Consider the following 21,914-nt stretch of genomic DNA (forward strand, 5'->3'; position numbering starts at 1 on the left):
AAAAGGCCGCTCGAGGCGGCCTATTGGGTACAGGGCATTCAGGCCGCTGCGACGGGCTGTTCTTCAACAGCGGGAGATCCTGAGGGTGTGGCCGGCGCGGGGTCCTGCTTGGGCTTGCGCGCCTTCGAGGCTGACTTGGTTGCCGCAGAACTTGCCGCGACCGCATCGTCCAGGACTTTGCTGGGATCTGCGTCGCCCATGTTGAGTGCGCTGTCGGTCTTGCCATCGGCTTCCATCGAACTCGCAAATGCCTGCAGCTCCTGGCCTTGCGCCTCGACCTGGGCCGCCTGTTCCGGGCTCGACGACCCTTTGTGGCGCTGTTCCTGCATCATTCGGTCGGCCTCGCGATAGAGCCGCACGACTTCGTTGCGCAGTGCCGCCGCAAAGGCGCGCACAGCGTTTTTGCACATGTATTCGGCCTGGGCACGCTGTGTCGAGTCGATCACGCCCATCAGGTTGGCGGTGCCGGCCAGCAGGTTGAAGCGGTCAAGCTCTTTGAGAGTAGCGAAGTAACGACGAGCGAAGCCGCTGATAACTGGGACAGTTGCCACAATGCCGTTGGGATAGACCGTGCTTTCCATCTTGGTACCGTTTTGCTGCATGACCTTCTCAAACCTGTTTGACCAGTTCTCGAGGAGCGTCGCCATGCTTGTGAGTTTTTTGGTCACAATCTCCGCATAGCGGTCCAGCAGCTCCTGGTTGTAGCCATGCCACGAACGATATTGGTATTCGTAGGCCAAAACCTTCGAGATGTAGCCGAAGTCCCGCCGGTAGAAGGTCATGGCGGTCGGGGAACTCAGCATCTCGCCGTCCATGAAGTGAATCGGGCCGCGGTAGGAATTGGCGAACGCCTCGCCAAAAACATCAACCATCGCCTGGCGGCGCTGTGGCGACAGTTGATCGGCAACGGGCTGGGCGTTGTTGGCAGAGGAATCGTTTGCCATGGTGGAACTCTCCAAAAATAGTTGTACAAAGACAACTTTGAATTTAGAGCACCCCCGTGCTGTACGAGCCCGGCCAACGTAGCAAAAGTAGCTCGTTGAACGCCTTAGTCGCCGGCTCCAGCCGATAAAGTCCCTTGAGGCTGAAGGCAACCTCACGCAACTGGTCGCGATCAATTGACGGATGGATTGGCCGCTTCAATAATTGCCGCGTAGGTCGAAAATCGGCCTGCAGTGCAGATGGGACACTTAAACTTTTCGATCCTTCATAGTCAGCCGCGACGGCGGCCGACAGCCCGCAAGGGTAAAGAAATATTGTGGAGACCGAATTTCGGTTTTCTGGGGCGAGGTGCTTCGGCACCTCATCCGCTTAACGTGGCCACTCGGGCAATACCTGACAAGTCTTAGGCGACTTGTGAGGTCTTTCTCGACGTTTGTCGTAAAAGATCGTGCAGCAATGCATGGTTGCGTGTCGTGTACACGCCTTATTGAGGTGAACTTGCTATCGCTTGTTCATCATGGTTTTTCTCATTCCCTCGGGGCACTTACCCCCTTGGGTGTGGTGCTTTCTTGGGTTTTTCTTAATTCTTTAGGAGACTCTCATGAAAGTAATCATCGTTTTGGCTGGTCTTGCTCTCGTAGCTACCTTCGCCATTGGTACCGTCAAAAACGGCACCAACACCATCTCGGCAAACCATTCCAAGATTGAAAAAATCTTGGACGAAGCCAAGTAAACAGTAGAGGCCCTCGGGTCTCTACTCGTTTAGCCATCCCTTCCGTTTCACTTACCTCATTTCTCAGCGTGAGAACTGCTGACGGCGTTGCTTTACAACAGCGCCGTGAGCACTTCTCGATGCAAATCGATTAGCGCGAACCCCGTGTTCGCATTCACCTGGACAGCTCGCGCTGTCCTTTCATTAACCCTGCAGGGAGCACTCCCTGTTGGGGGTCTCCTTTGCCGGTTCGAGCCAAAGGAAGACGAAATGAAATCTCTTCTTGTGACCAGTCCCTTCAAGGCCTGTCATGTACGCGAAAACGCTTAGCCGCGTCCCACACGTACAGCTTTTCTTCCCCATGTTCACGTCGCACGAAATTGCGGTATGGACAGAACACGAACAGAAACGCCTTGAGCGCAAAGAGAAGCGCCTGCAAAAGGTGGCGACGGTCTGGATTCCTCGGGATCCGCAAAAGGCCGTTGCCATTGATTTGCTTGCCGAGTCTCTGCTCGATCAGCCGCTCGGTCTCACTCCCGACAAAGAGCTTGTAGATCTTGGCGATCCGTTTACCGACATCGGTGACACGGAATGCCCAGGTTCTGAAAGCGACGAGAAGGTTGTGTGGACTGAAGACGCAATCGCGCAGCTGCACGAAGGCCTCGTGTTCTATTCCCTCCGGCTCCTACGGGCCAGAGGGAACGGGAAAGAAAAGAAAGAAATCCTTCGCTGGATCTTTGCCCCTCCTGCTGTGGCCTACGCCACGGTTAGCGAGTCAGGTAGCAAGGTCTGGAAGGTTATCCAACCATCTGAAGTGCCATTTAGCTTTGAGCTGTCCTGCCGACTTACTGGCAAGAGCCCAGAGCGCTTGAGAGAGGGCTTAGTACCCATCCTCAAAGACATTGGCCTATTTGAACTCTTTAAGGAGATTGACGATGCACAGCAATGCAAACAACGGCGCGCAAGTCGCGCCTACGACAACAAACGAAGCAGCGAAAGCGGAGAGCCCACAAGCCCTGCCGAAGTCCCTGTTCCAGCGGTATCCAATCCGCTCGACATTCAACATTCCCGAGGCGCCGGAAAAGGCAGAAATCCAGGGGATGGCGCCGGGCCTCTACGGAGTGCCCCGAATCGACCCGTTCTACGTCTTCGAAACAGAACGCCTGCGTGATCTAACGATGTTCTGGGTGGGGGGCTTCACGTTCTGCGTGATCGAAGGCGACCCATCGGCCGGCAAATCCTCGCTCTTTGAGCAATGGCATGCGCGGCTCAACGTGCCTTTGTACAAGATCTCCTGCGGTCCAACGACCGAGAACTATCACTTGATTGGCCAGTACTTGCCGACAAGTGAAGGGAGCTTGAAGTGGCATGACGGACCTGTGACAAGGGCCTGTCGTGAGGGTTCATCGGTACTGCTCGATGAATACAACAATCTGGATCCAGCTGAAGCCACTGCGCTGAACCTCGTGCTGGAAGGGTATTCATTCATGATCCCGCAAACCGGGGAGATCATCCAGCCTGCGCCGACAACCAGGATCTTCGGGACGCAGAATTCGGTGGACTCGCTTGCTGCGGTTGCCGGTCGCAATGTGATGGACGTGGCCAACGAGGACCGTTGCTTCTATATGGAAGTTGACTATCTGCGGCCAGACCTGGAAACCGAACTGGTCATCCGCAATCTCGTAGCCGGTGGCGTGAGCACTGCACTGTCCGAAACCATTGCGTCGATGACGGTTGCCGTGGCCAACAAGGTGCGGCGGGCCTTCCGCGAGGGCGCCGATGGGATCGAGAAACCAATATCGACTCGTGCGGTCTTGCGGTGGGCGAAGCTCACTGCGATGTACCAGCCGGTGCTCAGCAAGCAGACGCGTAGCGGCATTCATTACGCGCTTCGCCGCGCCCTGAAGATGCCCGTGACGATGGCGTCCGCGGTGAACGAGATGATCACCCTTGTTGCTGGCTACGACGAGAACTGTCGCAGCAAGGTCGGACCATGAGCGGCGTCTATGACGTCTATGAACACCCAACCAAGGGCGCTTGGGGGGTTTCGGTTCAAAGCATGAGGGTTCTGACGGCTGAAGTTGCCGGCGGACTCGTCAGGCAGGCAAATTTGCTTCCCCACAACCTGGCACCAGTGGTCAGCAAACGGGTGAGGGCCGGATTCAAGAAAATTACCCGACGAAAGTACCTTCAACTCGATGGCGAGGAGAACGGGCTTTTGAAGGGGCGTTTCACTGAGGACCATCCCGAGCTTGCGATTGGTGAGGAGTTGATCTTCTTTACGACCGTCAGCATTGGGGACGATGTGGCCGCACTCGCCCAGCAGTGGGAGGCGGTCCTCGAAACGACCGATGTTAGGCCTGAAGCACTTGAAGCATGGTTGACCCGGGTTCGCCGGGCATGCCAGTACATCGCAGTCCCCGCTTCCCATCCTGCAATTGCCTTGGTGGTTGCGGATTGGGTTGTTGACGGCCGGCGAATGTTGATCAGTGATCGACCTGGCGTACCCCAAAGGGTTCCGAAGGAAGTCCCACTGGAATGGGAGGAGTGGCTTGCCTACTTCTTCACGAAACATAACGAAACACGTGATGCCTTAGTGCAGCTCGGGTGGTCGGTCAGGGATGCAATGTTTGCAAACCAGGCGATCGCTTCTCTAAACAGTGGTAACGATGGCGGCTGGTTAGCCGACGCCGCATCAGTAGCCTTTTAAGAGGAACAAAAAATGAATAGTGGAAAAATGAGCTGGCTTGCTGCCGGCATCATGATCGTCTCGATGGTGGCATTGGGTGTGGTCTGGTTAGTCCGGAACGCACTCAAGGTGGCACTATGGACGGCATCGAAAGTAGCCAAAGCCAACGCCTTGCGCAAAAGCAATGGAGAAGCAGTAACAGCTCGAGCCCAACAGTCCGGTGCAAACCTGACTGTTCCAGTTGAACGCGAGTTCGCGCCCGCAGCTGCTGTCGGCGCAAATCCGAATCAGCAGGAGGAGTTCATCGCAGCGGACCGTATCGTTACGATTCGGCTGGACCCAGCAGTTGCGGTGGTGCATCTCCGTGTTTACAAGTCGCAAGGCCTGGTGAAACGCGAGATGATTGTGACTGAGCCACGGCTGCGGGGCTTGCTCCAGGGCAGGCGGCACACGTTGACGGATGCCAAATACGACCCAGCGATGGGACTCGATGACATCAAGGATGAGACAGTGAATCTGGTGCAGGATTTGATCAACTTGAAGGGCAACACGAAAGTCAAGGCCTTCAAACCTGTACCTGAGCCTAAGCCAATGCCCAATCCGCCGGCAAAACCGGCGCCAAAGGCAGAAGTGAAGGTGGCGCTTGCGCCAGCTCCACAGATCGTTGTATCGGCAATGCGCGAATCCAAGCCTTTGCCGCCTGCAAAGACCTTTGCCCCTCGGGTAGAGACAGGCGTCACCTTTGAGGGCTGCTTGATTGCCGCGGGAACGAGGGTGATGTCGCCGCAAGGCCGCGCCCCGTACGAGACCTTCGAGGCGAAGCTGCGGCTGGCAAATGGCGTGGACCTACCACTTCGCGGCTTGGAGCTTGATCGGGAGCTGCAGGCGATGGGTGTGAAGATTGGTGAAAATGTGGCGATTACCCCTCTGGGGAAAGTGCCCGTTTCGCTCGCAGGTGGTGAGGAAGGCTTCAAGAACATGTATCGTGTTGTACGAACTGGAGAAGCACACTGATGTTGATGATGACTGCACACGGACGCCTGGGGCACCAGCCTGAGCTCAAGCTACTTCCCGGTGGGGGGGTGGTCTGTGAGTTTCGGCTTCTGACTTCGAGGTTTGCCAAGGGCGTCGAAGTAACAGAGGCGGCAACGTTCTTCTGCTACGGGGAAGTTGCTGAGGAATTCTGTTCAACCACCGTCAAAGGTCAAGAGATCTTTGCGACTGGCCATCAGGAAACCCAGCAATACACACCACCAGCTGGTGAGACGAAGACATTCGTGAAATATCGAATGAGCTGGTTCCAGCGAGGGCGCAAACCGATGGGTGAGCGTTCATCGGGAGGCAACCAGCATGCACAGGGACATGGCGAGCAGCGAGGATCCGGGAACGGACAACCAGCAGATCAACGCCGTTCACCGAACGAGAGTGCGCCCAGACAGCAGCCCCAACAGCGGGTGCCGGAACGGCCACCAGCGGGCCCGCCGGATGACGAAGGCTTCTTCGATGGAGCCATGCATTCGACCTTTGAGCATCGCTGATATTTATTAACCCCTCCGGGCCCACACGCCCGGAAGGGAAGGGCGCCGGAGTTCTGGAGTCCTTTATGACAACCTTTGGCGAGAGGCTGATCAGTAATGTTCAGCGTTATCAGTCAGCGACGGGCGAGCAAACAATGGTCGTCGTCGTTGAGAGACGAGACAGCGGAATGGCGATTCACCATGTGGGCTTCGATGCCCACATGGGGCTTCTGGTAGATGGCAGGCCTCCCGGCTTGCTGTGGTTCCAGGAAGCAGAGGACTTTCATCCTCTGCAATGGCCGCCGGTTTTGCTGCATTGAGTCGAGAATGGGAGCCCAAACCGCGTGTTTGGCTCCCATTTCTTGCATTAACTAATTTTTTAATAGAAAATTCTGGTGCATTCCAGAATACTGCCCAAAGCGCCAGCACCTGCCGCTTTTGACAGTATCAACACGGAGCTGGTTTCCCGTGGCTGTCACCGACAGTGAACCCAGCCTTATTGCTTTTCCGCCCGCCGAGCCAAGCGCGGCAACCACCGATCCGCGCTTGCAGATGCAGCAGACAGCGGGTCGACTATTTCCTCTGCAGGTCCTGGTGCATGTGCTACCGCAGGCCGCAGTGATTCATTACAAGAATTTTTGCTCTATGAGCAAACCACGGAGCTGGAGTTCCGTGACGTGTTGATACCCGCGATCAAGACGTAAATCCAGCCTAAAACGGTCCTCAGGGGTGAAGTAGCTCCCCTTGGGGAAATGCACAACTCCCCTGTCGAATTCTCTGTCAGAACCCACGTGGGGCCAGCCAATGCGCATCCCCACGATGGGTGTGCGCATTGGCGGGTCTCAAGGAGACCCACTTTTGTAAATGGAGAGTCCAAAATGGAAATTACTGAAAACTACACTGCAGCGCCTATGGCCCTGCAGGAACTTTGCTTTGACGTGCTGCTTGAAAAATACGCAGCACCGGGCGAAACGACGGCGCTGGAGATCCAGCAGCGAGTGGCCAATGCGCTTGCGTCAAACACCGCCCAGCGGGAACGTTTCGTCACTGGGCTCGCTGCAGGCTTTGTGCCGGGCGGGAGAATCAACAGCGCCGCCGGAACAGCGCGTCAGTCAACCCTGATCAACTGCTTCGTCGGGCCAATTGCTGACACCATGACCGGCTGTATCGAGGGCGTGCCTGGCATCATGGTGGCTCTGGCCAATGCCGTGACGACAATGCGCTTGGGCGGGGGTGTGGGATATGACTTTACCCCGCTGCGCCCAATGGGCGCAAAGGTGAAAGGTACCGATTCCCGCGCTTCCGGGCCTGTCTCCTTCATGCGCATGTTCGACCGCGCATGCGAGACGGTCGAGTCGGCTGGTGCACGCCGTGGCGCTCAGATGGGTGTCCTGCGTGTGGACCATCCAGATATTGAAGTCTTCATTGACGCAAAGAAGACGCCGGACTTCGAAACCATGGGCCTCGACTCCAAACAGTCGGCAGTCCTGAAGTCATTGATGCAAGACAAGCCTAGCTTCGGCTGGAGCGTGCGGCAGGCGTTTGCAACGTTGAGCAACTTCAACATCTCGGTCGCAGTGACCGAGGATTTCATGAAAGCGGTGATCGATGACGCGATGTTTGACCTCATTCACGAGGCCAGGCCGGACTTCGAAGCCGCGACGAAGCAATGCCCAGACGGGAAGGTGCGTTATGTCTACCGGACCGTTCGCGCACGGGACGTGTGGATGCGCATCATGCGAAACACCTTTGATGGTGCTGAGCCAGGCGTGCTATTTATCGACCGGATCAACGAGGAGAACAACCTACGTTACTGCGAGACAATCGCGGCGACAAATCCATGCGCGGAGCAAGTTCTGCCTCCGCACGGCGCCTGCGACCTGGGATCGGCCAATTTGACGCAGTTCGTGAAGAATCCGTTCACACCCCAAGCGAGCTTTGACTACCAAGCCTTTGCTGCGAATGTGGCGATCGGTGTTGAGATCCTGGATTGCGTGCTCGACCGGACCAACTGGCCGCTTCCGCAACAGGCCAGCGAGTCCATGAACAAGCGGCGAATCGGCCTGGGCTACTTTGGAGCGGGTGACGCACTCGCCATGCTGGGCATCCGCTACGACTCAGAAGCGGGTGCTGATCTGTTGGCTTCCATTACAGAAGTCATGCGCGATGCGGCATATTTGGCGTCTGTGGAGCTGGCGAAGGAGTTGGGTGCATTCCCATTCTTTGATGCCGAGAAATATCTGGAAGAAGGGACGTTCGCGTCCAGGTTGCCAGAACACATCAAGGCCGCGATTCGCACGCACGGGATCCGGAACTCGCACCTACTTTCACTGGCGCCAACTGGGACCATAGCGATGGCTTTTGGCAACAATGCATCGTCGGGGATAGAGCCGATTTTCAGCCTGCGCCAGAAGCGCACGAAGATCATGGCGGACCAATCTCGACAGACGTTCGACCTCGAGAACTATTCCTACCGCTTGTTCAAGCAAATCAAGGGCGAAGGCGCTGAGACAGACGTATTCGCAACAGCGCTGGAAATGTCAGTTGCCGATCACCTCCGCGTGTTGGGCAAAGTGGCGCCGTTTATCGACAGTGCCATCAGCAAGACTGTGAACGTGCCGGCGGACTACTCGTTCGACGATTTCCAGCAGGTCTACCTTGATGCATGGCGGTTGGGCCTCAAAGGCATAACCACCTATCGGCCGAGCGGCATGCTCGGCTCGGTGATCGAGTCAGCCGATGGTGTCGGCGTGAAGTCTGGGACAAATGTCGTGCAGGATCTGCGCGGAGACGATCCGGATCGGCGTGTCGAGCTCAAAGATGTGCCGAACATTACCGAAGTGCTGCGTTGGCCCAACCGGCCAGACGTGACCGCGGAAGGTGTGACGTACAACGTCAAACATCCAGCTGGGCGATTTGCCATTGTGGTGAATCATGTGCAGAACGGCCGCAAGCATCCGCTTGAGGTCTATGTCGCCGGCCATGAACAGCCGCGCGCACTGGCAGCGATTGCCAAGGCGCTAAGCGTGGACATGAGGACCGATGACGGCGCGTGGCTACAGATGAAGCTTGATTCCCTGCTGAGCACAAGGGGGGATGATGGTTACGAAACGATGGACCTGGAGACCGGGAAAACTGTGATGATGCCAAGCCTGGCAGCAGGATTTGCCAGTGTCGTGAAGCATCGCCTGATGCAGATCGGTGCGCTGGAGGTTGGCGAGAGCTCGCCAATGATGAATGCCCTGTTCTCCAAGCGGGAGCCCAAGACCGGCCCGATGGGGGCTTTGGGCTGGCACGTTGACATCTCTAATCCGGTGACTGGCGATGACTTTCTTCTTCACACGAAGGAGCTCGTTTTGCCGAACGGGCAGATCAGGCCGTACTCGGTCTGGCTTTCCGGGCAGTACCCGAAGGTGCTGGACGGCCTGATGAAGACGTTGTCAATCGACATGCGGATCAGTGATCCGGCCTGGGTGGCAATGAAATTGAGCAAGCTGACATCGTTTGGTGAACTCAGGGGCGACTTTCTGGCGCAGGTGCCAGGCGAGAGCAAGCAGCAGAGCTACCCGAGTACGGTGGCCTATGTGGCAGTTGTTCTTCTGGCCAGGATGAAGGCGCTGGGCCTGATCAACGGTGAAACGACCCTTAAGAAGGCTGTTCCCGTAGCAGTCGAGGTTGACCCTCCAGTGTTGAAGGCAGCTGGGCGCCAGTGCCCGAGCTGCATGAGCATGTCGTTGCACAAGCGTGACGGCTGTGATATCTGCGAGAATTGCGGCCACACTGGCAGCTGCGGTTAGAGCAGGCCCTGGGCGGCGTTGAAAGCGCCTAGGGGATAGAAGAAGAGGTTCGCACATGCGGACCCGTGCAGGCTCTCGAAAGAGAGTCCTGCCACAAGACATTCCGAGTCTTGTGGCAGGATTTCCTCCTCCCAGCAAACCGTAGTTTGCTTTCCAAACGTGGCTGGTCGCCATCGTTTGCACCCCTCGTTTCGTTGGCCTATATTGGCACCGTTCGGCCATGCCGTCCGCAGAACTAGTTTCTGCATTCAAATCAACCCCAGCGGGAATCCATCCCGCACGGGGTTATTGGGTTCCCGCTTTCCTTTTTGGAGAACCCAATGACGAATAAAACCGTCGACGAAGCAATCACGAAAAAGTCCGTTGATGGACTGGTTTGTGTGAGTCTTGATGTGCATCTCTGGTCTGGACGTAAACGCCTCAAAAAAGAAGCGTTGATTGCCAAGAACCCGGAGTTCGCGAACCTTCCCCCCGAAACGCTTGCTACCTTAGGCTCGATCAAGATCTGCGACACCGACGATCTTGCGCCGTTCCTGAGCCTGAAGCGTGAAGCGGAAAAGCTCCTTGCTTACAACGGTCTGCCCCTTCTGGGGACGATCGGCATCCCGCAGGGCAAACTTGACGATGTCTACAAATCCTTGGTTCGCATCAAGGCCGAGTTTGACCAGACCGCGACCAGCTTCAAACGCCGTTTCGAAACGGCCATCGAGCTCTGGCGCGACCATCCCGACAACAAGGAATGGTCAGGTCTGATCAGCGACATCCCGACACCGGAACATGTTGCCGGCCGGCTTTCCTTCGGCTTCTACCTCTGCCGCGTGAGCGCGCCGAGCAGCGAGGAGTTCAGCGATGCCAACGCGATGTACGCAGAACAGATGACTGGCCTCAAGGGCGAGTTGTTTGCAGATGCGGCAAAGGAGGCGGAGATCCTGATTACCAAGTACCTGACCGGCGACAACGGGTCAGGGGCAATCACGAAGCGCGAGAAGGTGACCTGGAAGACCCTGCGGCCGCTCAAGCGCATCGGTGAGAAGTTCCAGAACTTTTCTTTTCTGGATCCCACCTGCGAGCCGCTGGCACGGATGATCGACCACGTCCTGAAGCTCTTGCCGAATGACGGGCCGATTGATGGCGTGAACCTGATGCATGTTTGGACAATCAGTCAAACGCTTGCCAATCCCGGCAAGGCAATGCGGATCGCCAGACTCGCGTTCGAGTCGGAATCACCGGCCGACGCGTTCGAGCAGCTGCTGACTTTCGGCGGCGCTCCTGCCGCAACTTTTGAATCTCCCGCAGCTATCGCAGTGGAGACTTCAAATCCAGGGACCGGCGTTGACGCTGGATTCCTGGATCAACCGCACAGCGCACCTGTTCAGCCGGCGTTCCATGGGAACCAGCTGGAACGAACGGGCGCTGAAGCAGAGCAGCCGATGTTCATCGGGCTGTTCTGATCCGATAAACCACCCCCTGGCGCGCAGGCGTCAGGGGAGCCTGGAATACACAATGACCAACTTGGTACAAATGAAGATTGCAACGGCGATGAAGACCATAGCCGGTTTCCTCTCGTTAATCGTCGGTCGCAAGGCCGTCATCGTATGGGGCCAGCCGGCTTCTTGCGGTGAGAACGGAGTCATTAGCCTTCCGCGTCCAAAAACGGGCGAGGCAGATGAAATTGCACTGCTGACACGGCAGGCCGTGCACGAAGCGGGGCATGATAGCCATACGGACTTCTCCGCATTGGATGGTGTCAGCGCGGAAATTCAGACGATATTCAACACGCTTGAAGATCCGCGAATCGAGGCGGAGCAAATGAAGGAATTCAGGGGCGCTTCTCTGATCCTGAACCGAGGACTTGATGCGACGTACCAATCCATATTCGCAAAGCTCGACGCTTCGAAGGTAGAGCACCAGGCCATGATTCTTGCGGTGACGACGCTCACCAGGGGCTTTCTGGCGATTGCACCCCATGACTCCGTGCGGGAGCATGGTCCGCAATTCCTTGCGAGGTTCGAATCAGCTCTCACGCCCCAAATGCACGATGCAGTGCAGGCGGCCGTAGCAAGGCTCTCCAGCTGCGCGAACAGTGCCGATGTTGTCGCTCTCTCGCATGTGCTTTTGAACGCATTGAACGAACCCGCACAGAGCGAGGCGCCCGAAGAGCCAGCGGTTCCGGAGGTGCCTAACGATGGCGAGAAGGATTCGGCTACCCCGCCGACCGGTGGCGAAGCGGGCGAGAAAGATCAGCAGGGTAAGGCCGATGAGGCGCACACGCCCGAGGCCGAAGCCTCTGAACATGCCGACGCACCGGGAAGCGATGGAATGGATTCCGCTGAGCCTAATGATGGGGCTGCAGAAGGCAGCCCTGATGGTTCCGACGAAAACGACGGTGGGGAGCTTGACGGCCCGGAAGGCGATGACGCTGCCAGCGGTGAAAGAGCTGAATCGTCGCAGGGCGCGGAACCAGAGTCGGCCGAGGGTCCGCAGGATGGGCAACCTGGCTCCTCAACGACCGATAGAGCATCGGGTGAGGGGGCAGGAGAACCAGCAGCGGACGAGACCCAAGAGACAAACGCGAAGCACGAAGATGCTGAATCGTCACCCGGCAATTCAGGTCCAGACGGTCAAACGACTGAAAGTGACGGCGATGGGCAGGCTACTGAGGCGTCCACTGGGCAACCAGGAGACCAGGGACAAACAGACCAACCACAGCCGGCAAAGGAGGGCGGAGGCCAGGACCCTTCCGGGTCCGGTGCACCTGTTGGGATTGACTTGCCAGTGCCGAGTGAGGACTGTGAGGCGGGAAATTCGGCGCATGCGCCGGAGGATTCCGCCAAGCCGTTGGATCTCGCCTCTATCAACGGCCTTGACCTAGGGATGCTGCTTAAGCAGGCATACATTGACCAGTTCGGGCAACCGGACGTTGATGGGCAGCTTGAAGTAGCGGCAGAGGCAACGGAGGCGGACGAAGAGCTTACAGCGCACCTCAGAATCCTGATGAGTGACGCGGAAGCCAGCGGCGAACCACTGGAAGCGGTGCTCGCAGCCATTGAACTGGCAGTTGCTGCACAGGAGGCGGAAGAGTCTTTGGGGCTGGCGGGTACAGCTGCAGGAACTGGAAACGGCAATGGCGCAGAGGTCCACCTGGATCTTGGTGTCCGCTTATCAGGTGTCCTGAGTAAGCTGGTTCGCGTCTTCACAAAAGAACTGCAGGACAAGCGCCGGCGCCCGTCGAAATACGGGCAAACCGGTGGGCAGGTGGCCGGGGACCGTGTGTGGCGTCTCAAGCGATTGGGCGATACCAACGTGTTCCGCATCCGCAGGCCTGCAGCTGGGATCGATGCGGCCGTGACAGTACTGCTTGACCGATCGGCCTCGATGGAGCACGAGATCGTGGCTGCCGCGGAGGTGAGCGTGGCGTGCGCACAGGCATTGGAACGAATCTCAAAGGTGAGAACGTCAATTGAGATGTTTCCCGGCTACGAGGCATTTGTTGACGCGACGATGACACTGCAGTCATTTGGTGAGTCTGCCAGGCAAGCCGTAAAGCGGTTGGGGCAGATCAATGCCGCTGGTGGCACGCCGCTCGCGGCTGCGCTTCGCGAGGTTCTTCCACGTTTGCTCAAGCAGCGGGCCGAGAAGTACCTTGTGATCCTCGTGACCGACGGAAACCCTAACAGCTTTGAGGAGGTCCAGGTGCTAATTGCGCAGGCGCAGGCTCAGGGTATCGAATTCATGGGGATCGGCATGGGAGAACATTGCCAAATCGAGAGGCTACTGCCTTACTCGATCCACATTGGGTCAACTTCCGAGTTGCCCGATGGACTGGAAAAGTTGTTCAGTGGCCGAATGGCCGAAAGACTGACAGCTTGAAATTGAAGTCTCTACCTCTGCGTTGCAGAGGTGGGGGCTTTTTACAGCGGCCCAACAAGGCCCCTGTAAAAAGCCGGGCGTGCGACTAGGGAAAGCGGGACTTCGGTGGGGGTCGTGATCGTTGGACTGAGGATAGGAATTGATGGACAATCTCACTGTTTTCGCTATTCCGCGAACATCGCAGCCTCCTGAGGCTGCATTTATCTTTAACCCTGTAGGGCCATGCGTCCCAACAGGGGAGCTCGGTCCTCTTTTTTATCGGAGGGATCATGAGCGATAAAGCAGAAGATCTCGCGTTCGGCCGATGGCCGGACATTCTTACCGCGAGAGGGATGGACAGTGCATTCTTCTCAGGAAGGAATGGACCCTGCCCCTTTTGCGGGGGCAAGGATCGGTACCGCTGGACTCAGAAAAAATACGGCGGTGTGTGGGTCTGCAGCGCGGGATGCACTGGCGGGAAGTACGCGTCTGGCTTCGCGATGCTCATGCGACACATGGGCTTTACAACCTTTCGTGAAGCAGCTGACGACGTTCGGGACTACTTTGGATGCAATCCCTCGGTTGAACCAATTCCGAGGCTTCAGCGGCTTGCAATGTCCAATGAAATGACTCCTGAGCGGATCCAGCGCAATCGTGCAAGGATGCTCAAGTTCTGGAACGAGGCTTGCGAGGTCACCAATGGCGACCCTGTGGACAAGTACATGCAGAACCGGGTGCGAGGCATGGATTTCATGCCAAAGTGCATACGATTCCACCCTGCGCTGCAGTATTGGATGCCAGGGAAGTCAGCCAATGATCGGCCGGTGTTGCTAGGAGAGTATCCGGCGATGCTGGCCTACGCTCAAGGGTCGACTGGTGAGCTCGTGCAACTGCACAAGACTTACCTGACCGCGGAAGGACAAAAGGCAGATGTACCAGTGGCCAAAAAGACCGACTTAGGCGTTGGCGTAAATTCCTTTGCCGTTCGGATGATGGAGATGCGCGGGGACACGCTTGGCGTTTGCGAGGGTATCGAAACGGGTTGGGCTTCGGCGATGTTGAAAAACATTCCCATCTGGCCTTGTCTCAATGGGCCAGCCTTAGCGGCGTTTGAAGTGCCAGGCGATTTGTGCGCGCAGGTCCGCACGTTGATCATCTTCGCGGATTCGGACGAGTTGAAGCCGTCGGGTTCCACGCAGAGTGGTGGGACGAAATGGAAGAGGGCGGGTAGCGAATATGCCGACAAATTGGCCGAAAGATCCCGTGCGCGGAATCTCAGGACGATGATTGTTCGACCTGCTAAGGTTGGTCATGACATGGCCAACTACTGGAGTGCTCGAATTGCTGCTTAGCTGCAGCTGAAGACGTGGGGCCTATGCGCCCCACATTCTCAAACAGAGTTTTTACATTCAAGGCGCCCTGCATTCATTTGCAGGGCGCTTTTTTTTTGCCCTGGCCATCACTGGGGGCGCAGCAAGCTGCAGCAGCGAGGCATCAGCTCGTGCCCGATCAGTGAGCCGTGGCCAACATCCCGTCCGGGCTGCGAAGCAGAGATGCAATCTCCCCGAAATGGTGAATGCCGGAAGAATTCATCCGAGCGCCGTCTACGGTTAGCGCGCTTGTTATCGGAAGGATCAGGAATTCGGCCGCGTCTGTGCTGGTCCGCGGCCCTGCCATCACGGCACGTCCATTTGCGACTTCGATGCAGGTCCGAACTTCATATCGGTTCCGGACCCCTAGCAGGTAGAGATTGTCGACAGCCACATGCTGCGCGTCGGCCGGGCCACTGAAATTGACCACGAAGTCGTCCGTCTGAATTCCAAAACCCATTGCGTCTTTTGATCTGAGGTATGTCCATTCGGCTGACGAAGGGCCCCACGACCGACCCTTTCTTGGGGGCATGCGAACAACAATGTTTTCCCCAGAAGTAAGGGGCTTGACAAGGCGTGTTTCAGGCGGATATTGATTTAGTGATTCATCCAGGAAGTAGCCAGGTTGGCATTTGGTAAGGGAGCAAATGCCCAGAAACAAGTCCCAGTCGGGAAGCATCAGTCCGTTGAGGAGGGTTGAAGCCAAGCCCTCGTCAATGGCGAGATTCTGCGAAAGCATTCGCGCTCGATCGAGGGGGGTGGCTGGATAGCGCATTTGGTCAAGGATTGCCTGCAACCTGCTGGCAAACCGGCGCCCGAGAGCATCTGGGGAAGTTTCAGAAGAAGAATTCATTGATTGATCGTTACAACTCCGAACCAACGCCGCCAACATACAAATGGTTGACTCGATATCAGATTAGAGCCGATTTACCCTTAAAAGGGGCCCAAAGCGGCGCTCAAAAGGAGATTTGTTGGCAATTTTCGTTTCTTTTTGAAGGAAGGGGGTTAAAAATATGGGTGAAGATGCCGTAATGAATACACACGGCTTGTGTGTTCCAGTTTCAACTATGACCAAAAGTAACTCAACTTTCGCAGGAGCATCGCTTCATCCGCAGACGATGCATCTTCCTACGGTTGAGCGAAGCATCCTTGATGAAAACACCTTCGCGCTCATGCGGCGTTGGAAAGCTGCCACCGTCGTTCCCATCGACGATCCGCGAGTAATGAATCGGTGGTTCCCCGGGCAGCGCGAGCTTTTCAGAATTCTCTCGGTTCTTACGGAAGAGCAAGTGGTCGACCTGGCGGATTGCCGCATGCCGCTGTTCAGCTTGCGACTCCCCGTCGTTTCGTCTGATGGGGTTTTCCGTAAGGCTCTCCCGTCGAGCAACTTTGAGGCAGAGTGCCTGGAAGAGGCCGCGTTGGCGCTTGTCACCCGTCTTGACGCGTTGCGAACCTCGCACATGCAGGGACGCATTCTGTACGACCTGAATTCGGCCCAAGCCAATTTCTTCTCACGGCACAGCCCAAGAGAGCTTTACGCTGTCGCTACTGATCCGGCCGTGGGCTTGATCCCAGCCTCTACCGATGAATTTTTCACCATCGCTGCGATGTCGAAACTGACTTCGCGCGAAAGGACTGTGCTTGCGGCAACTACACGCCGCAACCACCCGCTTTCCCACTGATCGGTCACGAGCCGAACATTAAGCAAACTATGAGCAAAGATATCGCAATGGGCCGCGCGCTGGCCGCAAGAAACCGCTTGAATCTTTTCGACGATCCAAGATGGGAAGAGCGGTTCGAAGTCCTTATCCGACTCACTCAGCGTACTCAGCTGATTCAATCGCTTACTGGCACTGACGTGCGCCCGCAACGTCTCAAGGATGCGGTGGACCGACGCGTTGCTGCAATGGGGCGTGACATAGCAAGACCGAGGGGGATTGGGCAGTCCTACACCGCCAAGGGGTTCCTGAGCAAATTGGTGGACAAGTACGACGCTGCCTACTTGGTCAACCTGCACTATGGCGCCAATGGCCCCGGTGCAGCATCCCAGGCCGAAACAAATTTGGGCGCGGCGCTCGACAAACGAATTGAGGTCTACCTTCAGTACAGGTCGGCCTTGTATGAGAATCCCGATGACGCCCGGGTGAGCTTTGAAACCTACGTGGTGCTAATTGACGGGGTAAGAAATCGTGTAGTCGACGTGCATACGTGCCAGGAATGCTCTTCGCGGTTCGTCTGGACGTTGGCATCCAACGTGCGGCCGACTTGCCCCGTCTGCGCCATTCATCAGCAAAGCATCGAATCGTCACGGCGGAAACTCGCGGAGCTCCTCGGCCGCAAGCCTACTGACAACTGCTATTCGCTACGTGCTGCATCGTAAGTTAGACGGACCGCACTGGAAAGGCGCTACGTCCGGCAGTCATTGAACACTCATTAGGCTCAATGGCCTAAAAGCGACTCGTAGAGCGACGAACTATAAATCGCGCTCCCAGCACAATCAATAGATGATTTCGAGCTGGTTTCAGAAGACATTCCTAAGACGCCCATCACCAACTCCCGCCGCTGCCCGTCAGCCTGCTCGGGCGAGCATACCTGTGTCGCGGGTGAAAAATATCTACCCCCCTGACGATCCGGGACTGCCGCTCCGTGATGCCGAATACCTCCTCAACGGAAACTCACAAATACTGGGCCGCCTAAAGCTCCACGCCGCCACCAGTGAAGCCCACTTTGACCAGAGGTTTATCAAACCCCTTGAGCGACTCGCAGAACACATCAGCGCGCTTCCCGCTACTTCGTCGGGTCTGTTTTCCGGAGAAGGCGGGCTGTTTTGCGCTTCAATTGAGCTGGCGTTTCTCAGCTTCCAGGCTTCCGATGGCCGGATCTTTACAGGTGCCGAAAGTGTCGAGCGGCGCCACAAGTTGGAGCCACGGTGGCGATATTTCTGCTTTGCCGCGGCACTTCTCTATCCGATTGGTAAACCGTTGGGTCGAATGATCGTGACCAACGCTCGCGGCGAGGCATGGCAGAAGCATCATCAGAGCCTTGTCGAGTGGACTCGCGCGAGTGATACCGACCGGATATATGTGTCTTGGCCCGAGGACAAGGCAGAGCAAGGCCAAATTCAAATCGGCCCTTCGCCGTACACGGCATCTATTCTCCACAAGATCCTCGGCCCGGACAACCTCGCGTGGTTGGAGGATGGCTCGACGCACCTGACCCGGGACTTATTTGAAGTCGTCAGCGGAGCCGATACGTCTGCAAAGATTGCTCGCGATGTCATTGCCACGATGTGGCAAAAGGTGAGGACCCGAGAAGAAGCACGCATGCCGGAGAACTACGGTCGCCTGACCATCGGCACCCACCTCACGCCCTATCTTGTCGGTGCGATGCGTGCAATGGTAGACGCCGGCACATGGGTGCCCAACGGCATTCCGTTCATCGTGGACGCGACTGGGCTCTACCTGGTGTGGCCACAGGCAGGCCACGATATTGTGAAGCAGGGCAAAGTTGACGGCCACGAGGGCTGGCCATCCTCCCCGTCCGTTCTGGCCGATTTGCTTAAAGCGGCGGGCATATTTGACACCGCACGTGGCGATGACAGCGGGCAAATCGAGGTTGTCGACTTCGAAGGCAATCTGCACCAGGCGTTTAAGCTGAAGAACCCGTTCGCGGTGATGGAATCGTACGACCCAGCCGATTACAAGAAGTCTCCACCAAAGACTCTTGTCGCGGTACTCGCGGCCGACCCGATCGCGGCGGTGGAACGCAGAGTCGCTCAGGCAGCACAGTCTCAAACGCCAAATGCTGAAGGCAGCGGAGCTGCCCCACAATCCTCGGGGAAGGGCACGTCCATTGATCAGGAGTCCGGGGAAATCTTTAACCATGAGCCTTCCGCATCAAGCGCAGCGGTACCGCATCTAGCGAAGCGTGTCGAGGACGATGCGCGCATTGTGGCTCAAGGCTCGAGCCACCAGGATGCGGTCGCGCTATCCGGAACGGCGGAAGCCAGTGACTCGAAACCTGGTAACCGAGATGCGACTCGAGGTCCATCAGCTAGCGCTACGCCGGTGCCTGACGGTACTCCTGAGGACCAGCGAAAGGTAAAAGAGGCGCCAGAGATCAAGTTCAGTGACCTAGTTCCAGAAGAGATTCGCAGGGAAATGAAGACCCCGCTTTCGGTCGAGCTTCTTGGGAAGGTAATTAAGACTTGGCGCGAGCGAGGCGAGGACAGTACGACGATGCGGATGACGGACAACGGGGCCGCAATCAGCTTTGAACTGTTGTCCTCAATGATTCGCAACATTCCGGATTGGGTAAACGAAATTGCCGTCGCCGGGCTTGTCTACACCGCTCCAGCGACACCCGGTCTCAAAATTATGAAGGTCGCGATACCTGAGGGTTCGCCGAAACCGCGTGAGGCAATTGTCATTTCACGCTATGGGTGCAAGAAGCTGGGACTCTAAATGGCAAATGGACAACGATTCGAGCAACTATTGCGCCCGATCTATGAGGCGCGTTCCACCGTCGCGTGGCTCGTGGCGGCGGTTTGGATGGCCCTGTGTGCCCTCATCATCAATGCAACCACCGTCACGTTAATCTCTTCTGCGGCGCTGGCCGCAGCGATGGCGATGTTGAGGATGGTCGGCGCCAGACGGCTGCTGAACTATAAGCTTGCCCTTGCCGGCAAGGACGTGCGTGTGATTCCAACAAGCACCCTTCAGAAGGCGATGAAGGACATGGGCAACAACCTTTGGCTCGGTTGGGGATACCGGTGGGAGCCGCGCCATACTCAGCGCGCGTACGAGATTATGAAGAGGGATCTTGTTGATGTGTACCCGCCCCTTTGGTGGATAAAGTGGACGAAGCTGAAACAAAACCCCTATAAGGCAAAGGGACTGCCGTGGATCCATGGGCTCGATATGAAGGAGGTTGACATCTTCCTACCGTTCGACTCGCTCAAGGGGCATTGCGCGATTATTGCGACAACCGGAGCGATCAAGACACGCCTGGCGGCGCTGGTGATTTTCCAGCTGGCGATGCGCGGTGACACGGTCATTGTGATTGATCCAAAAGGGGATCGGGACTTACGCGAAATCTGCCGCGAGGGAGCGCGGCTTGCTGGTCACCCTGAGCGGTTCCTGATGATCCATCCGGCGTTTGCCTCAGAATCCGTGCGCCTGGATCTCATCAAGAACTGGGATCAGGTATCACAGGTTGCGTCCCGAATTACGATGGTTTTGGACGCCCAGGAGGCCGACAACTTCAAGGAATTCTGCTGGATGGCCGTACATCGGATCACCAACGGCATGAAGTATGTCGGACGCCGCGTTAGCCTCTACTCGCTCAAGATCGCAATGGAGTCGCGCGTGTCGGTTGAGAAAATGGCAGAGGCCGTGCTGGTGAAGTTCTTCAATGAGGAATGTCCCCAGCTGCTCGAAGTAATCGAGAAGGAAATCAACGCCTCGAATGCGGCGGGGAAGCGGGCCCAAAGCAAGAATGCGGTTGAAACAAGTTCTCCGACCTTGAGTGCAATGATCAAGGTTTTCCAATCCGACGTTCCTGAAACCGCAGAGGACGCGCAGAAGCTCGGAATTCCCGTCAAACCAGAAGAAGTCCGAGGGCTGGTGTCCATCCTTGAGGCCAATAAGGAATGGTTCGGGAAAATGATCGTCAGTATCACCCCCCTGCTGACCAAGCTCACGACGGATGACTTGAAGGGTCTCCTATCCCCTGACTATGAGGATGTTGCCGACACAAGGCCAATCATGGACGGCAAGCGTCTCGTTGAAGGAAACCACATTCTGTATATGGGCACCGATACCCTAGCAGACGAATCGGTCGGAAAGGCGATGTCGACAATGCTCCTTGCCGAGATGTCCTCGGTGGCTGCAGAGATCTACAACCACGGGCTCGACTCAGATCGTGGAGAAGAACCGCGACGCGTGCATGTTGTGGTCGACGAGTGGGGCGATGCAGCATGCGCGCCGCTGATTCAGCAGGCGAACAAAGGCCGGGGAGCTGGCTTCTTCATCTGGGCGCTCGGGCAAACATTCTCTGACCTTGTTGACAAATTCGGTGGGAACGAAGCCCGTGCAAGGCGATTCATCGGCAACATGAACAACATGATCGTTGGTGCAACCCAGGATCCGGACACCATGAAGCTGATCATTGACAAGTTGGGTGAAACCGCGATTACTGTGCGCAGCTCCTCTTCCGGCATTGGGTCCAAAACTGAAGATGCAGGCCTTGAATTTTCGTCCAACCAGAGTGACAAGGCAGAAGACGTTGTCATGGAGATTTTCCCGAAGAGTCTTCTACCCTCACTACCGGATCTGCACTACATCGGCATATTCAACCGTGGCGAACTGATCAAAGGCCGGATACCGGTAATCCTCGAAGATGCGAAGGTAAAAAAACAATGAGTCAAGTGATCAATTTCGATCGTTCGAAAGCTACTTCTGGCGGAGGAGTTCGTATAGGTGGCTCGGGTATTTGGCCGCTCAGCGGCCTCTCGCAAGCCTCACCGGGCGCGTGGCTTGATGCAACCATTGATGGAAAAGCATACGCTTCTGTTGCGCTTTCGCTTTGGACCCATCACCCGCAGCTCAGGGCGGCGACAGAGCGCCTTGGTGTGCTGCTGACCCCGATGTGGCCAACATTGGCAGGCGACTCGCTGCTCGCATGTGCGATTGAAAATGCAGTTACCAAGGTCGATGCTGCTGTGCGCCGCGGCGAATCGTATGAGGGCCGCGTTGTTGCAATTTATCTCTATTGGCTTGCCAACTGCGTTGCAGAGGTCGCCCGGTTGGCGGTCTATGGCGAGAACAAGGATGGGCAGCTGCTTCGGTGGCGGTATTTCTCTGAGCCGCTGCACTCGTGGGCACTAGCCCACGGCATGAAGGAGCTGGAGACCGTTCTGGTTACGGAACAGCCGACTGTCGAAGAAGTAGCCGGTCTGAGAATCCACCTAATCGCACGGCTTACCGATGATCCCGTCGATGCTGGTTACCTTGAACTCCTGGCGCCGCGAGGATAACC

Annotated in this window: 18 protein-coding genes; 15 read left to right on the forward strand and 3 right to left on the reverse strand. The window is 56.8% G+C overall.

From position 1 onward, the window contains the following. Positions 1 to 38 precede the first annotated feature (38 nt). Positions 39 to 944: a hypothetical protein gene (locus tag B7X65_RS17755; RefSeq protein WP_293595630.1), complete on the reverse strand. Its 906-nt coding sequence runs from the start codon at positions 942 to 944 to the stop codon at positions 39 to 41. A gap of 599 nt (positions 945 to 1,543) precedes the next feature. Here B7X65_RS17755 and B7X65_RS17760 point away from each other — a divergent pair. Then, positions 1,544 to 1,675 carry a hypothetical protein gene (locus B7X65_RS17760; protein WP_255250065.1) on the forward strand — a complete coding sequence of 44 codons (132 nt, stop codon included), beginning with the start codon at positions 1,544 to 1,546 and terminating at the stop codon, positions 1,673 to 1,675. Between the two features lie 277 nt (positions 1,676 to 1,952). Here the strand turns inward: B7X65_RS17760 and B7X65_RS17765 are convergent, their stop codons facing one another. Continuing rightward, on the reverse strand, positions 1,953 to 2,309 hold the full coding sequence (locus B7X65_RS17765; RefSeq protein WP_293595631.1) for a hypothetical protein: 357 nt from the start codon (positions 2,307 to 2,309) through the stop codon (positions 1,953 to 1,955). Between the two features lie 280 nt (positions 2,310 to 2,589). Between B7X65_RS17765 and B7X65_RS17770 the strand changes: the two genes are divergently transcribed. The 9 genes from B7X65_RS17770 (at position 2,590) to B7X65_RS17810 (ending at position 14,858) form a co-directional block, all read left to right on the forward strand. Further along, positions 2,590 to 3,651, forward strand: a complete 1,062-nt coding sequence (locus B7X65_RS17770; protein WP_096670174.1) for a MoxR family ATPase — start codon at positions 2,590 to 2,592, stop codon at positions 3,649 to 3,651. Continuing rightward, a complete protein-coding gene (locus B7X65_RS17775; protein ID WP_293595632.1) occupies positions 3,648 to 4,364 on the forward strand; it encodes a hypothetical protein in 717 nt (238 codons plus the stop codon). The genes B7X65_RS17770 and B7X65_RS17775 overlap by 4 nt, the downstream gene beginning before the upstream one ends. Before the next feature lie 12 nt (positions 4,365 to 4,376). Further along, entirely contained in the window at positions 4,377 to 5,357 is a 981-nt protein-coding gene (locus B7X65_RS17780) for a hypothetical protein (protein ID WP_293595633.1), read from the forward strand. Then, on the forward strand, positions 5,357 to 5,881 hold the full coding sequence (locus B7X65_RS17785; protein WP_293595634.1) for a single-stranded DNA-binding protein: 525 nt from the start codon (positions 5,357 to 5,359) through the stop codon (positions 5,879 to 5,881). Before B7X65_RS17780 ends, B7X65_RS17785 begins: the two co-directional genes overlap by 1 nt. Positions 5,882 to 5,946: 65 nt before the next feature. After that, positions 5,947 to 6,180: a hypothetical protein gene (locus tag B7X65_RS17790; RefSeq protein ID WP_293595635.1), complete on the forward strand. Its 234-nt coding sequence runs from the start codon at positions 5,947 to 5,949 to the stop codon at positions 6,178 to 6,180. Between the two features lie 558 nt (positions 6,181 to 6,738). Continuing rightward, positions 6,739 to 9,657 carry an adenosylcobalamin-dependent ribonucleoside-diphosphate reductase gene (locus B7X65_RS17795; protein ID WP_293595636.1) on the forward strand — a complete coding sequence of 973 codons (2,919 nt, stop codon included), beginning with the start codon at positions 6,739 to 6,741 and terminating at the stop codon, positions 9,655 to 9,657. Between the two features lie 320 nt (positions 9,658 to 9,977). After that, the gene (locus tag B7X65_RS17800; protein WP_293595637.1) at positions 9,978 to 11,108 is read left to right on the forward strand and encodes a DUF3150 domain-containing protein; all 1,131 of its coding nucleotides are present in this window, start codon (positions 9,978 to 9,980) and stop codon (positions 11,106 to 11,108) included. A gap of 52 nt (positions 11,109 to 11,160) precedes the next feature. Beyond that, entirely contained in the window at positions 11,161 to 13,527 is a 2,367-nt protein-coding gene (locus B7X65_RS17805; RefSeq protein WP_293595638.1) for a VWA domain-containing protein, read from the forward strand. A 269-nt stretch (positions 13,528 to 13,796) separates the two neighbouring features. Beyond that, the gene (locus B7X65_RS17810) at positions 13,797 to 14,858 is read left to right on the forward strand and encodes a primase-helicase zinc-binding domain-containing protein (protein ID WP_293595639.1); all 1,062 of its coding nucleotides are present in this window, start codon (positions 13,797 to 13,799) and stop codon (positions 14,856 to 14,858) included. A 157-nt stretch (positions 14,859 to 15,015) separates the two neighbouring features. Here the strand turns inward: B7X65_RS17810 and B7X65_RS17815 are convergent, their stop codons facing one another. After that, positions 15,016 to 15,729 carry a hypothetical protein gene (locus tag B7X65_RS17815; RefSeq protein WP_293595640.1) on the reverse strand — a complete coding sequence of 238 codons (714 nt, stop codon included), beginning with the start codon at positions 15,727 to 15,729 and terminating at the stop codon, positions 15,016 to 15,018. A gap of 178 nt (positions 15,730 to 15,907) precedes the next feature. Here B7X65_RS17815 and B7X65_RS17820 point away from each other — a divergent pair, with 178 nt between their 5' ends. From B7X65_RS17820 to B7X65_RS17840, 5 genes are all read left to right on the forward strand, one after another. Further along, a complete protein-coding gene (locus B7X65_RS17820; protein WP_293595641.1) occupies positions 15,908 to 16,558 on the forward strand; it encodes a hypothetical protein in 651 nt (216 codons plus the stop codon). A gap of 29 nt (positions 16,559 to 16,587) precedes the next feature. After that, positions 16,588 to 17,256 (forward strand): FlhC family transcriptional regulator, encoded by a 669-nt coding sequence (locus tag B7X65_RS17825; protein WP_293595642.1) that lies wholly within the window; start codon positions 16,588 to 16,590, stop codon positions 17,254 to 17,256. Between the two features lie 223 nt (positions 17,257 to 17,479). Then, complete coding sequence (gene mobH / locus B7X65_RS17830) at positions 17,480 to 19,339, forward strand: MobH family relaxase (RefSeq protein ID WP_293595643.1); 1,860 nt, start codon at positions 17,480 to 17,482, stop codon at positions 19,337 to 19,339. Continuing rightward, positions 19,340 to 21,298: a conjugative transfer system coupling protein TraD gene (gene traD / locus B7X65_RS17835; protein WP_293595644.1), complete on the forward strand. Its 1,959-nt coding sequence runs from the start codon at positions 19,340 to 19,342 to the stop codon at positions 21,296 to 21,298. Continuing rightward, positions 21,295 to 21,912, forward strand: a complete 618-nt coding sequence (locus B7X65_RS17840; protein ID WP_293595645.1) for a hypothetical protein — start codon at positions 21,295 to 21,297, stop codon at positions 21,910 to 21,912. The genes traD and B7X65_RS17840 overlap by 4 nt, the downstream gene beginning before the upstream one ends. Positions 21,913 to 21,914 lie beyond the last annotated feature (2 nt).

Origin of the sequence: Polaromonas sp. 39-63-25, assembly GCF_002278925.1 — a bacterium.
GTDB lineage: Bacteria > Pseudomonadota > Gammaproteobacteria > Burkholderiales > Burkholderiaceae_C > Polaromonas.